Below are 12913 nucleotides of genomic sequence, written 5' to 3' on the forward strand. Positions count from 1 at the left end.
GCCGCAATCGGATCGAGATCATGTTCGGCAGGCTCAAGGACTGGCGGCGTGTCGCCACCCGCTACGACCGGTGCCCGAAGGTCTTCCTCTCGGCAATCGCTCTCGCCGCTACGGTCATCTACTAGCTATGAGTCCTGAGCCTAGGCGACCGTTCGGAAACCGAAGGACGGCTTCTTCTCAATCATGGCCTTGATCGGTACAGCGACTGCCGACATCGTGGAGACGGAGAAAAATGTAGCATCGATCCACGACCAGCCCTCGGCTTTGAGATATTACACGAATCTACTCGGGAGCAGCAGGAACGCGACGGTCAAGGTCGCGCGGGAGGTCGGATCGGTCCACGACCGCACCATGGCCTTGAGCAGCCGGACGACGGTCAGAACGAATGACAGCATCCGATCTACGCCATGTTTCGCGGATGGAGGTATCAAAGGCCCCCGGGGGTTTTTCTCCCGAGAGAACAACCCCAAAGCTCCGCATTGCCACGCCCGCCCGATCCCGGCAGCGCCCAGACCGGTCCGCTTTGCGGTCTAGCCTAAGGTCTCGGGTCGTCGCTGCTCGCAAAGGTAGGCGAGTCCGGCGTACCGGTGCCCGGAGGCGCCGGAAGGGATAGTCGGACACTGGGACGATCCATTGGCGGACCATGTCATTCCATGTCGAATTTGTAGATGACTCCGTCCTTCATGATCATGCCGAAGTTTGCCTTGGGGTCACCGATAAGGTCGATATCCTCGAGCGGGTTGCCGTTTACGAGGATCAGGTCTGCGTAGGCACCTTCCTCGATCACGCCGAGGGACCCGAGAGGATAAGGCGTGACCTTGTCCGACATTTTCAACAGTTCGGCGTTGTCGCAGGTCGCCATCTTGAGGACTTCGTACGGCGTGAACCAGCGCTGCAGCTTGGCAAGAACCGCGCCTTGGCGTTCCGCAAGGTCCGCACTGAACAACGTATCGGTCCCGAAGGCGATCTTCAGGCCCAATTCCTTGGCGGTGCGATAGACGAAATCGGTCCCGTCGGTGACGAACTTGTACTTCTCCTTCTGGAACTCGTTGAGCGCGGGCGCGTCCTCGTCGTCGAGGAAGGGCTGCATGCTGAGCCACACGCCCTGGTCCTTCATCATCTGCAGGGTCTCACGCGTGGCCATGTGACCGTGTTCGACCGACCTGGCACCGTTCTCGATCGAATGCCTCACCGCCTCGTCGTTGATGGCGTGGGTCGTCACATAGGTGCCCCAGGCCTCGGTTGCTTCAACGGCAGCCTGAAATTCGTCATCCGTGAACTGGATCGTATGGATGGGATCATAGGCTGAGGTCACACCGCCGCCTGCCATAAGCTTGATGTGTGTAGCCCCCTGCATAAGGTTTTCACGCACGCGCTTGAGAACTGCAGGCACCCCGTCGGCCAGGTAAAACATGTTGCCACGCTCGAAAGAGTGCAGCTCGTCCAGAGGTGTCGGAACGTCGCGCGTTGTACGGAAATCCTGATGTCCGGCAGTGATCGAAATCGCCGGGCCCGATGCGAAGATGCGTGGTCCATCGATCAGGCCTTCATCGGTCGCGCGGGCGATGTCGAACATGGGCCCTGCGACATCCCGCAGCGTTGTGAAACCGCGAAGCAACGCATTGTTCGACGCCTTGGCGGCCAGCAGATTCCAATAGCCTTCACCTGTCAGCATAAGTTGCGCGATGGTCGCTTCGGCAAAGACCCCGTGCCAGTGATTGTCGATCAGGCCCGGGATAAGGGTGTAGCCTTCCGCGTCGATTTCGAATGCGCCATCGGGCGTGTCGATGTCGGTGCCAATCCCAGAAATCAATTGCCCAGTGACGAGAAGATCGGCCTGAGTCAGCCCATCGTCGCAACCGTTGAAAATCTGCGCATCCCGGATGACGACGTTGTCGAATTTCATCTTGATATCAGTGGTTTCGATCTCCCCGATAACACCCGCCGGGACGACGGCGTGGTTGGCCTCATGTGCGATCGCGCCGATGGGCGCGGCCGCGATCGTGGTGCAAAGAAGGTAGGTCAGGGAGCGGTTTTTCATTGTTTCTTGGTCCTCATGATGTCTTTTCAGGATGATGGGAGATGTTTGCGTGGTTCGCCGTGATCCTGGTCAAAGCGCTTCGTCGGCCCGGCCCGTCAGAAGTTCAGCACTTTGTAGCCGACCTGAATGGACCATTCGGCCGGTCGGTCGCCGCCAAAGAGAATGCCGGGCTTGATGAAGACCTGGCCATCGCCTCCGAAAGCTTTGCCTGTCAGCATCCCCGCCGTGACTTGCAGGCTGCCGAATGTCTTATCGTTTTCCCAATCATGAATAATCGCCGGGTCGAACGTGAGATAGAAACGGGGGTTCTTCAGCTTGGGCACGTAGTAGAAGTCGAGTGTCGTGGTGTTGACATTCACGCCCTGGGCATTGCCGCCTTGGAGGCCGAAGGTTTGAACCCAGGCGGGCGCGAAGATCGCGCCATTGCTCAGAAACCATGCGTAGAACGCGGAAGTTTCGCCAACGAACTGTCCATAGCCTGCCCTGTCGGTCTGCGCGGTGTCGAGGAAAAGCTCGAACGTGAAGGCGGCCCCATTCCTTTCGGTCAGGTGGAACACGTCGATATAGGTGAGACTGATGTCGCCAAGGGTAAATTCGACTCCGGGCTGACCGCCAAAGATCGGGTTGGCGTTAAACGGGCTGTCAGACCCCGGAACCGTGAGTCTGAAGGCGCGGCTGCCATCGCCGAAGGGTTTCGTGTAGAACGCTTCGAACAGACCGGTATTCAGGTTGGAATTGATCTGGTTGAACTGATACTGGACCCCGAATTGCGTGGTCAGCAGAGTCGGATTCGTCCCGTTGTTGATCTCTTCGAAATCGCGCTGGATCTCGGGCAGGTTCGACCCGTCCTGAGCAAACGAAGGCGTCGACAGGCCGGCGAGTGTCAGGATCAAGATGAAGACTGGCAGACGTTGTGAAAGCTTCGAAAAGGTTGGCGCAGAGCGGAACGGGATGGGTTCCCAATGGTTACTGTTCATGGCTTTGTATAGGTCCTCCGCGTATTTTCAGTCTTTGAGGAAATCCAGCGCTCTGGGCGCTGACTGCCGCAGGCTTCAGCCGTTGTCTTTGACAACAGCGTCGAGGAACTCCTTCTCCAAGCGCTCAAGAATCCTCCCATACTCCTCGGCCCGATCCGGCATGTCTTTCCAACGCGCGCGGGCCATCTCTGCCATCTCCATCTCCTCGCCGACCGACCGGAACTTCGGGTCGTCGCGATGCAGCTGCGCGATGGCGCATTCGAGTGTGGGAAATCGCGAGGTCAATGCCTCAAGGTAAGTGTCTGCCATGTGTCTTCTCGGTGGTCACCTTTCGCTCGATGACCCGCCGCGTGGAACGTTGAAACATGTTGCAACATGGGATTTTGCTGATCGGGCATCCTGTTACCTATCGGATCTTTCGTGCTAACTTTCGGTTGAACCCCGCATGAGCGCCCTACCTGTATGCCCGAACCCACTGATCCCGCGCCGATCTCTGCCGAGAACATCCGTCGGCAGCTCGACCGAATCCTCGCGTTCCCAGAATTGCAATCAAGCGATCGACGGCGCGAGATGCTTCGCTACGTCGTCGAGGAGAGCTTGGCCGGCCGTGAGGACGAACTGAAGGCGACGACCATCGCGATGGCGGTCTTCGGACGCGGGTCTGATTTCGACCAGCAATCGGACCCGGTTGTGCGTCTGGAGGCGCGCAAGCTCCGCCGAGACCTCGACAACTATTACGCGGAAATCGGTCGGGACGATCCCATCCGCATCAGCATCCCCAAGGGCCGGTATCATCCGAAATTCGACGTGCAAGAGGGGACAGTAGGACGCGGATCAGAGGCCGCGATGGTGCAGCCCGATAGCACCGGCCAACGAGAACTGGGTTTGCGAAATAGACTCAGCCTTGTCCTTGGGCTTGTCGCAATCGCCGGCATGGCACTTGTGGCGGCGCTGTTTCTCTGGACGATGCGACCCGGAGGCAGCGCACCAAAGAGCGATCCCGTTTCAAAGCAAAGCGTCGCTCTCCTGGTCGAAGAGTTCGTCGCCAGAACGGGGGACGAGGTTGAAACGCTTGTCGCAGCCGGGCTGTCCAACGAAATCGCAGCAGCCTTGATCAGATTTCCCGACCTTGCCGTGCATCTGTCCAACGATCAGGTTGCAGGCGTCTCTGATGTCTCCGCACCAATCGACCGAACTCTGAAGCCGGAGTTCAGAGTGGCCGGTGGGGTTTGGCACGAGAGCGGAGTGCTCTTCGTTCGAGCGGAACTTATCCGCCTGGACGACTTCGAGGTGCTTTGGAGCGAACGCTACATGGAGGGTGCGGCGAACCAAAGCATCACAGATATTCTGGATTCGATATCATCCGAAATCGCCTCTGCGATCGGTCAGCAATACGGCTACGCGCTGCGGGATGCCCGCGCCACAAGGCTCAAAGATCGAAATGATCCGAGCCTGCGTGGCTTCGCATGTGTCGCAAGCGCACAGATTTACCGGCGAACATATCACCGCGATGAATACCAGGCGGTGCGGGACTGCCTCGAAGCGACCGTGCGGGAAGACCCCGATTACGGCCGCGCTTGGGCGATGCTCGCCTATCTGCGCAACGACGCGGCGCGTTTCGGCCATGAGCAGGACCTCTCCAAGGAGGCGGCGTTCGCCCTCGCCCGACAAGCCGCAACCCGGGCCCTTGATCTTGACGCCCAAGACACAGATGCGTTGCAAGCCATGAGCCATGTCGAGCAGTATGCGGGCAATATCGATCGCTCCATTGAATTTGCGCAGCAGGCGGTCGAGGTGAATCCGAACGACCCCGCCGCTCTTGCCAATCTAGCCATTCGCTACGGGATTGCTGGGCGTCTTGACGAGGGCGTTCCCATCATGCGTCGGGCAATTGATCGTTCCGTGACGCCGCCGCCATTCTACTTTCACTTGCTGGCCGTTGATCATCTCATCAAGGAAGAATGGTTAGAGCTGCAGTTGGCTGCAGAACAGGCCTCTGCCGATGGCTGGTCATTCGGCCAGGCGCTCCTCGCAATCGCGCACACAGAACTGTCCAATGAACCAGCCGCCCGCGAGGCATTGACGAAAATGGCGGAACTCGATCCACGGCTCGCAGGGGATCCAAAGGTCTGGCTTGAAGGGCATAGCTTTGCGCCAGTCATCGTCGACGCCGTCTTTACGGGCATTACCAAAGCACGCGCAGCTCTTGGAGAATAAGCCAGCATTTGACCCGCTTTGAAAGCGCCGCAAGTGCACTGCCCAGAAAGGCGGGGAGAATTGGCTGGTTTCAGAAAGATGGTGGATGAAAACGCTATGCAGTCGTCGCTATCAGAAGCAAGGTCTACGGATCGATCTCGCAAGAACCATTTACAAGGTGCATGACGACGAGGTGAACCGGGTCATTGTATCCCGAATGTAGCTGATAGAACCGCGGCTCAATCCGACTAGATCCCGGTAGCGATTGATCCGAATGGAGAAACAAAACATTAGACGCGTTTACGCTACAATGCGCTGAGCGTTCACCGCCGTGGTGCTTGCTGGAGTCGCAGTCACAATCTACACCCGGGAAGATAAATGGCAGCGAGGCCAGCCATAGTCTCTTTGGGCACAAGAGTCCGACCATCAGGTCGCCAAGCCGCAAGTTCGTATCGCCATGCTCAAAGGCTAAACTGCCATCGGATTATCCGTCACAGTGACCGTAGAGTAGATCCGATCGAAGAATTGCGATCAGGCCTCGATCTGCACAGCATCGCCACCCGTGACACTTGACGAGACGCAGGACTCGGCGCGCACTAACCTGCGCAAGCGAGAGACTTTCGATAGTCCCGAGGAGAAATACCGGCCAGCCGTCGGAAAGCACGGGTAAAGTGCTGGGGGTTCTCGTAGCCGGTCGCGAATGAGACGTCGATGATCTTCATCGCGCGGTCGGCGAGCAGGTCGCAAGCGATCTCGTAGCGCGCCTCGTCGAGCACTTGCCGGAAAGTCATGCCATCCCGATCGAGCCGCCGCTGCAAGGTGCGCGCAGTTGTGTCAAGCATCTCTGCCGCCTTTGCAAGATCGAGCGGCGCATCGCTCATGTAGGGCTTCAGCATTTCTCGCAGACCCGCTCCGTAGGTCCAGCCCCGCGGAGGGGCAAGCGCCTCCGGATCAGACCCCTTCGGTTGGGCCTCGGGCCGATTGCACGGACGGGCCAGCGTTTCGATTGGCACAAGGATCGAGCAATGCGGTTGGCCCATCAGTATCCGTGTGTTCGGCAACGCCGCAGATGCGGCGTCGGGCGGGGTGCCATGCGTTGCGAGCGAAATCTCCTCGGGACACCAATCTGCTCCCGCGATCGAGCGTACCGCGGAAATGAAGGCGTAGATCTGGATCCATTCTGAATAAGCGAGCGCCGGACTTTCTTCAAACCCGACCATGTCGCAGCGCACGCGCAGATTGCGTCCTTCCTCGACCAGCTCCCCGACCAGCGCGCTATCCTCGAAGCTGCAGCGACGCACCATCGCTTCGAGTCTGGTGCGGCCGCTCGGCGCGTTCAGGAATGCGACTTGCGTCTCCGGACGCAGACCCTCGAACGACAGGCATTGTGCGGCACGAAATCCGAGATGCATCGCGGCGTGAGATCCGCCGCAGGCGGAGACAAGCGCAAGCACCTGTGGAACAAGCAGATACGCGTTCGGGCTTTCCTCGACCGACCCCGGCAATCCCACCTGATTCAGCAAGCGATCAACAGGCTCCCCGATTTCTCTCAGAACGCCCAGGTAGATATTCAGATGCACGGCGCGAACAAGCGGGACATGCGTCATTCGCGGTCACCATGTCGGAAACCGGGAGGGCCCCCGCGTGCCTGTGTGTCCATGGCTTGGGCGCCCGGCGTTCCTGCAGCGTGCCATGTGGCGCCGATGGGTAAGATTCTCGGGACGCACAGCATTACAATTGGGTCTCTTGCATCAAAATACCTCGCCAGCTTACGACGGCTATGGCGCAAAATGCAAAGAACTTGCTGACGTTGGACCGCGTTCGTACGATCGTGAAGGTCCTATCTTATTCGAAGCTGCCCAAGATCGCAGAGGTCGCACGCGAAACTAGCACAACAAGCCGGACGCTGCAGCGGCGCCTTGCCGAGGCGCGCACGAGCTACCGCGAGATCGTCTTGTCGGCGCGTCACGAGCGGGCGAAGGCTCTCTTGAGCCAGACTAAAGTGCCGGTCTGCGAAATTGCCGCCCGCTTGGGTTACGCCACGCCTGGCGTATTTTCTCGGGTCTTCGCGAAACGCGCTAAACAATCCCCACGGGCCTGGCACCTTGCGGCCCCACGCGGCCGTACACAAACGTAGGAGTGGCGTAAAATGGTAAGACAGAGGCCCTTTTCCATCATCAATTAGAGGTGTCAAAAAGCATGCCCGCGGAAATGGGATGAATCGATGACCGTCACGTCAAGATCCAGGCTGTTCACCTCGGCCGGTATCCAGCCCCGCATCGGAAACCAGGCATTCGGGCATCTCGCACAAGGCCACACCACTTGGCCTTGTGCATGTTTTATCCAACATCATGGATCTTCAGCGCCATGAACCGAGAGAGGATTTCATTCATGTCTTGTATTTCGAAGCTCGGCGCTATTGCCGCCGCGGCTGCGCTGATTGCGGGTTCTGCCGTGGCACAGGAGCGCATCGACGGCAGGGTTTTGGTCGGCGGCGCGCCAATCGCAGGAGCCGAGGTGTCGGCTTGGCAGGCCGGCCAGGATGCGCCTCGAATGCTTGCTGCCGTGCGTACGGACGAAAACGGGGAGTTCGGCTTGGGAATAGCCGACGGACCTGACGCGGGGGGCGTGCTGTATCTTGTCGCTGAGGGCGGCGAGGCGAAGACGGCGGTGGGTGCGGGATCGAACCCGGCAATAACATTGATGGCACTCCTTGAGGGCGAAGCCCCGGAGCAGGTGACAATCAACGAATTGACCACGGTCGCCTCTGCCTTCGCGGCCGCGCAATTTCTGGACGGCAAAGATGTGACCGGCTATGCCCTGGGCCTGAAGATCGCGTCGCGCAATGTCCCGAACTTCGTGAATCTTGAGACCGGCGGCCTGGGGCCGGTCATCTCAGACACGCTGAACGCGCCTCGGACCACCACCCTTGCAAAGTTCAATACGCTTGGCATCCTGCTGTCTGGCTGCGTCAAGGCGATCCCTGATGCTTGTGACAAGCTGTTCGCGGCCGCCACACCGCCTGACGGAACGGTGCCGACGGACACATTGCAGGCGGCGCAGAACATCGCGCGCCACCCCTGGCACAACGCGGAAGAGTTGTTCGGGCTGGTCGACGATTTCTACCCGGTCCCGGAAGGCGCGCGCTACCGCAACGTGAGCCATGTTCCCTACCTTTTCTATGCCCCCAGCGCTTGGACCTTGTCGCTCGTCTATGGCGGCGGCGGGTTTTTCGGCGTCGGCGGCGCCGCGCTGGACGCGGACGGCAATTTCTGGACCAACAATAACTGGCTGATCGGGTCTCAAACGACGATATTCAAGCAATTCGGTGCGGGCGTGGGCCGGTTCGATACCGACGGCACCCCTCTGTCGCCCGCGATCACCGGATATACCGGCGGGGGGCTCGACAGCCCGGGCTGGGGTATTGCGTTTTCGGACGATGACAAGGTCTGGCTCACCAACCTGATCGGCCGCACGATTTCCGTGCTGGACCGCAAGACGGGCGCGCCGCTGTCGCCCAAAGGCGGCTATGATTTCGGTGGCAAACTGGGGGATATGCAGGGTGTCATCGTCGCCCCGAACGGCGATGTCTGGACCGTCGACAATGGCAACAGCCAGATCGTTCACATTCCGGGCGGCGACCCGGGCAAGGGGCGCATCCTGGGCCGAACCGTTGACGGAAAGCCCGAGATGGGCACGCTTCAGGTCAAAGGTCCGTTCGGTATTGCCATCGACCTTCAGAACCGGATCCTGATCACCAACAGTTCGTCCGACACCGTGACCCGCTTTCCGGCGGACGATCCCGGCAATGCCGAGGAGATCAAGGTGGGGTTCAGCCCGCACGCCATTTCCATCGACAGCCAGGGAAATGCCTGGATTGGCAATCTCGTCGGGCATCCGGGCACATCCGAGAAACTGGCGCTGGTCAAGCAGACGATCGAAAGCAAGCTCGCTGCCCGCAAGGGCACCGAGTCGGCCGACGAGATATCGGCCCATATGTGGGTCAATCTATGGGAGATCATCAGCGAATTTCCCGGTGGAGATATCTCCGTGATCCGCCCCGACGGAACGGTACTTGGCCCCTTTAACGCAGATGGCGCAATCACCGGGCCCTGGGGTGTCGCTATCGACGGCAATGACAACGTCTGGGTCGCGAGTTCGACGAGCCACTCGATCACCCAGATTTGCGGCTTCCGCACCGAAACCTGCCCGCCCGGCATGACAACGGGGGATCCGATCACGCCATCGGAGGGCTATGTCGGCGGGTTGCAGATCGTTGCGCCGATCGGCGTCGATCCGGCTGGCAACGTTTGGGTCGGCAACGGCTGGGACGATACCAAGACAGGGTTCAGCGAAGACCCCGACGAGGCCCAGTCGACCCGGTTCCCGGCAAGCACCATCGTGGTTTTCTACGGTGCCGCGAAACCTGTCATAACGCCGGTTGTTGGGGGGCAGGTCAGATTGCCGTGACGTTCCCAAAGGTGCGCATCGCGGTCCAGAGCGACCGACGGGAGCCGCACGGAATTGCGGCACCCCCACCGATGAAGCGCGGGGGGCGTTGATGGGACATGCACTCGCACTCTGCCTCTGGGCCTTCGGTTTGTTGAATCTGCTCTACGCCTACCCGGGCATCTGGGCCACGATTGCAAGCTGGCTGTTGGGCGGGCTGGTGGCCGCCCACGCCGCTGAAACGGCTTTTGTGTGGAGAAAACTCAGGCAATCGCCAGAGCCGTTCTGGCCCAATCTGCTCAAAAGCTTCGTATTCGGCTACTTCCATGTCCGCCATTACCTGTAGCGGAGCGAGTGCCGGAGCGCTCTTCTTGCCTTTGACCGGGCAGCGATGATCGCAGCCGGCTCCGCGTTGCCCCCAGAAATCGAGGTCATCCGGAAACCGGCGCCCTTTTGTGACCTCCGGCAGGGAGAAAACGCTTCGTCACGCGTCCGCAATGGCAAGAAGGGCGGTTCTTGCATCCGGCCGCTTGTCAAACACATGCCGGTGCAGGCTGCCCGCTCTAATTCGCCGGCGAAACCCCGGGCGGCTGCCAATCGCCATCCAACGCCGCCTTGGCAGGCCAATAGAGGCGCATGACCATGTAGATCGGTCCGTCCGGCGCTGGCAGCCAGTTGACCTTTGCCTGGGAGTCGGTTGGCTCTTCTTTCTGGATGTAGAGCGTCAGCGAACCGTCGTCATTTTTGTGCAAATCGGGCAGCATGGGCGAGTTGACGAGATAACGATCGATGCTGTTTTCGATCAGGAGTTGGGTCTTTCCATCATACATGGTCACCGACCAGAACGCATTTACGGGCGGAAGCTTTCCTGCCGGAAATGTCAGCGTGTAGTTGCTCTTGCTGCCATCGAGGTCCTTGCCGTTCGCGTCCTTCCGGGTCAACGGATAGAACGCTTCCGCGGAATCGTTGCCATAGAGCCCGACTAGCGCCGCCGCTGCCCGCGTCAGGTAATCGTCCTTCAGCATGGCGCGATCGCCGAACAGACCTTGCGAAATCTGCCAGCCATTGACCACTTGGCCGACATTCGCCTTCTTGGCCTCGACCTTTTGTGCGCCCGCTTTCAGGCCTTCGGCGATGGCGGCTTTCACGTCGTCCGGGAGACCGGTTGAAGGGTATGGTTTGCCCGCTTCCAGTCCAATCCGGGCGAACTTGTCGCGCAGCGGTTGTTCCGGTTCGGCGTCGCCGGTGGCCGGTGCGAATTTCAGGATAAACGCCAGGTAGCTCAGCGGGTCCTTTTTCGCGGAGTCAGTGTCGAACTTCATCCAGTCGACTGCGGGCGCCGTGGTTGGCGCCGTGGTCTTGGTATGCTCGGAAAGGGTGGAAACGGTGTATCCGGCCTGCACGCCCTTGGCCTTTTCAAGATCGGACGGACCGAAAACCTGGGTGCGGTAAATCGTAAAGCCGAACTCGGTGCTCGAACGCAGGACTTTCTCGATTCCATACGGGGTGTCTCCGGACCAGTGCGGGCCGGCGATCGCGTAGCATCCTGCGCCATTGCCTGTTGTTCGGCTTCCGATGTAGTCGAAATTGTAGGTGTAGAGATTGATCAGCTGAACGGAAAAGTATCGGGATTTCTCGATCTCCGGCACGCAGACGACCAATGGTTCGGCACGCAGATCCATCCAGATGAAGGAATAGATCGTGTCACTGTTCGGCGTGACGATGGCGGTATCCTTCGGCGACGCCAGATGGGCTTCGTTCTTGATCTGGTTGAACGGCGCCTTGTACTGGCTGCTGTTTTTGTCGATCGCGAACTGGTACATCACGCTGTAGTTCATCACCATCGGCAGGCCGTATATGGCAGCCTCCTCGGCGATGGATTTCGCCTCATCGGCCGACAGCGCCTGTTGCGCACCCGCAGATTGCGGCATGGCGGCAAGACCGGACAGCGCGACCGCCATGCCCAGTGCGCGGGTCGCGATTTGTGCTTTGAACGTCATTTTAGTCTTTCCAATATGCAAAGGGCTGCCTTGGTTCGGGCCGGCCGAGGTCACTTCGATACCTTTTCCACCGAGGGGAAAACGTAACTGCCGTCGAGGATCGCCTTTTCGGGCTCGTAGAGGCGCACGCCATAGTTCCACCCTTCCATGATCGGCAGGCAATTGACGCGGCCGTCATCGCAGCCACCGAAGTTGATGGTGATTGAGCCGTCGGAGTTTTTCTTCGCGTTGACACTGTTGAAGTTGTAGGCGCCTTCGGGGTTCTTCTGGAAATAGCCCTTGTCGTTGTAGAGGCTGACTGACCAGAACGCTCGAACTGGGACATCCTTGGCGGTCAGTTGATACTCTCCTACAGCCAAGCCGGGATTTACGTTCAGGTAGAAGGCGTGCTTCTGCGGCAACCCGCCAAAACCGACCGCCGTGCCGACAAGGTGGCCGATGGGTGTTGTGTCTTCCTTCGATCCGAACCAGCCCGTGGAATCGGGCACACCCTTGCCAAGGTTGAGCAACGGTTCGAGCGTGGCCTTGTAGCTGATCTGATCATAGTCCGGCGCGGTGAAGGGCATGGCGGAAGTCGCCTCGATCCTGACCGCGTCCTGCAGTTGATGCACGGCCTTGATATCGTCGGCCGAGTTCGAATCGACCAGCGTGCGAATGCCGATCCAGACGTGGTTCGAGCCAAATTGCTCTTTCGTCAGCTCGTGGGCACCACCATCGAGATAGACCGCATTGATATAGTTGGCCTCGTTCACCACCATCATCGAGCGATAGCGCGTTCCGGCATCGGGCAGCGTGACGGTCGCGCCCTTGCTGATGTCCACCACCATGAAGCTGTACAGCGTGTCGCGGTTCATCCGGATTGTCGGCTGGTTGTCGATCGCCACCGGCTCGCGGATGTTGAGCACCTTGTTCACCCCACCGGCCTGTTTCTGATAGGTGTCGAACTGCATGGCCGTCTGCGCCGTGACGAAGTTCATCACGTTGACCTTGACGGATTCCGCCTGTGTGGCGGTCCCGGCAAGCAATAGGGCACATGCAAAAAGGTTGGAGGGTTTGGGGAACATCATTTTGAAGCACTCATTTTTGTCAATTTGCTTGAACAACAGGTTTTCTGGACGCGCGTGAAATTGGCGGCCTGAACAAGTCAGGCGGTGCCAACCCACGAACCGGATACCAACTGTTCTGCGCCATAATAGCGCCAGAACAAGCGCGCCTTCTTACCATTTCGCGACGCTTTCGCGCACTAGTAT

At 59.4% G+C, this 12913-nt stretch carries 12 protein-coding genes; 5 read left to right on the forward strand and 7 right to left on the reverse strand.

Going from position 1 to position 12913, the window contains the following annotated elements; translation table 11 throughout:
• The coding region (locus JF290_RS16485) for a transposase (RefSeq protein ID WP_199026000.1) at positions 1–125 on the forward strand (125 nt) is incomplete at its 5' end.
• A gap of 147 nt (positions 126–272) precedes the next feature.
• On the opposite strand, the gene JF290_RS19750 is transcribed toward JF290_RS16485, so the two are convergent.
• The 4 genes from JF290_RS19750 to JF290_RS16500 all read right to left on the reverse strand — a co-directional run bounded on the left by JF290_RS19750 (position 273) and on the right by JF290_RS16500 (position 3327).
• Positions 273–395 (reverse strand): hypothetical protein, encoded by a 123-nt coding sequence (locus JF290_RS19750; protein ID WP_255625767.1) that lies wholly within the window; start codon positions 393–395, stop codon positions 273–275.
• 251 nt (positions 396–646) lie between these two features.
• The gene (locus JF290_RS16490) at positions 647–2041 is read right to left on the reverse strand and encodes a metal-dependent hydrolase family protein (RefSeq protein WP_199026001.1); all 1395 of its coding nucleotides are present in this window, start codon (positions 2039–2041) and stop codon (positions 647–649) included.
• Positions 2042–2136: 95 nt separating this feature from the next.
• Complete coding sequence (locus JF290_RS16495) at positions 2137–2934, reverse strand: hypothetical protein (protein WP_199026002.1); 798 nt, start codon at positions 2932–2934, stop codon at positions 2137–2139.
• Positions 2935–3093: 159 nt separating this feature from the next.
• Positions 3094–3327 (reverse strand): hypothetical protein, encoded by a 234-nt coding sequence (locus JF290_RS16500; protein ID WP_199026003.1) that lies wholly within the window; start codon positions 3325–3327, stop codon positions 3094–3096.
• A gap of 153 nt (positions 3328–3480) precedes the next feature.
• Between JF290_RS16500 and JF290_RS16505 the strand changes: the two genes are divergently transcribed.
• Positions 3481–5235: a hypothetical protein gene (locus JF290_RS16505; protein ID WP_199026004.1), complete on the forward strand. Its 1755-nt coding sequence runs from the start codon at positions 3481–3483 to the stop codon at positions 5233–5235.
• Positions 5236–5810: 575 nt separating this feature from the next.
• Here JF290_RS16505 and JF290_RS16510 read toward each other — a convergent pair.
• Positions 5811–6821 carry an AraC family transcriptional regulator gene (locus tag JF290_RS16510; protein WP_199026005.1) on the reverse strand — a complete coding sequence of 337 codons (1011 nt, stop codon included), beginning with the start codon at positions 6819–6821 and terminating at the stop codon, positions 5811–5813.
• Positions 6822–6994: 173 nt separating this feature from the next.
• Between JF290_RS16510 and JF290_RS19840 the strand changes: the two genes are divergently transcribed.
• From JF290_RS19840 to JF290_RS16525, 3 genes are all read left to right on the forward strand, one after another.
• A complete protein-coding gene (locus tag JF290_RS19840) occupies positions 6995–7351 on the forward strand; it encodes a helix-turn-helix transcriptional regulator (protein WP_199026006.1) in 357 nt (118 codons plus the stop codon).
• A gap of 254 nt (positions 7352–7605) precedes the next feature.
• Complete coding sequence (locus tag JF290_RS16520; RefSeq protein WP_199026007.1) at positions 7606–9684, forward strand: hypothetical protein; 2079 nt, start codon at positions 7606–7608, stop codon at positions 9682–9684.
• Between the two features lie 91 nt (positions 9685–9775).
• Positions 9776–10009, forward strand: a complete 234-nt coding sequence (locus tag JF290_RS16525; RefSeq protein ID WP_199026008.1) for a DUF1145 domain-containing protein — start codon at positions 9776–9778, stop codon at positions 10007–10009.
• A gap of 217 nt (positions 10010–10226) precedes the next feature.
• Here JF290_RS16525 and JF290_RS16530 read toward each other — a convergent pair whose 3' ends face one another.
• On the reverse strand, positions 10227–11663 hold the full coding sequence (locus tag JF290_RS16530) for a DUF1254 domain-containing protein (protein ID WP_199026009.1): 1437 nt from the start codon (positions 11661–11663) through the stop codon (positions 10227–10229).
• Positions 11664–11713: 50 nt separating this feature from the next.
• Entirely contained in the window at positions 11714–12766 is a 1053-nt protein-coding gene (locus JF290_RS16535) for a DUF1214 domain-containing protein (protein WP_233155480.1), read from the reverse strand.
• Positions 12767–12913 lie beyond the last annotated feature (147 nt).

Source organism: Sedimentitalea arenosa (genome assembly GCF_016428585.1).
Taxonomy (GTDB): Bacteria; Pseudomonadota; Alphaproteobacteria; order Rhodobacterales; family Rhodobacteraceae; genus Sedimentitalea; species Sedimentitalea arenosa.

What these genes read in the sequence shown, in the direction of transcription:
- JF290_RS19750 (WP_255625767.1), bottom strand. Translation starts at nt 395, where the DNA reads ATGCTGTCATTCGTTCTGACCGTCGTCCGGCTGCTCAAGGCCATGGTG.
- JF290_RS16490 (WP_199026001.1), bottom strand. Translation starts at nt 2,041, where the DNA reads ATGAAAAACCGCTCCCTGACCTACCTTCTTTGCACCACGATCGCGGCC.
- JF290_RS16500 (WP_199026003.1), bottom strand. Translation starts at nt 3,327, where the DNA reads ATGGCAGACACTTACCTTGAGGCATTGACCTCGCGATTTCCCACACTC.
- JF290_RS16505 (WP_199026004.1), top strand. Translation starts at nt 3,481, where the DNA reads ATGCCCGAACCCACTGATCCCGCGCCGATCTCTGCCGAGAACATCCGT.
- JF290_RS16510 (WP_199026005.1), bottom strand. Translation starts at nt 6,821, where the DNA reads ATGACGCATGTCCCGCTTGTTCGCGCCGTGCATCTGAATATCTACCTG.
- JF290_RS19840 (WP_199026006.1), top strand. Translation starts at nt 6,995, where the DNA reads ATGGCGCAAAATGCAAAGAACTTGCTGACGTTGGACCGCGTTCGTACG.
- JF290_RS16520 (WP_199026007.1), top strand. Translation starts at nt 7,606, where the DNA reads ATGTCTTGTATTTCGAAGCTCGGCGCTATTGCCGCCGCGGCTGCGCTG.
- JF290_RS16525 (WP_199026008.1), top strand. Translation starts at nt 9,776, where the DNA reads ATGGGACATGCACTCGCACTCTGCCTCTGGGCCTTCGGTTTGTTGAAT.
- JF290_RS16530 (WP_199026009.1), bottom strand. Translation starts at nt 11,663, where the DNA reads ATGACGTTCAAAGCACAAATCGCGACCCGCGCACTGGGCATGGCGGTC.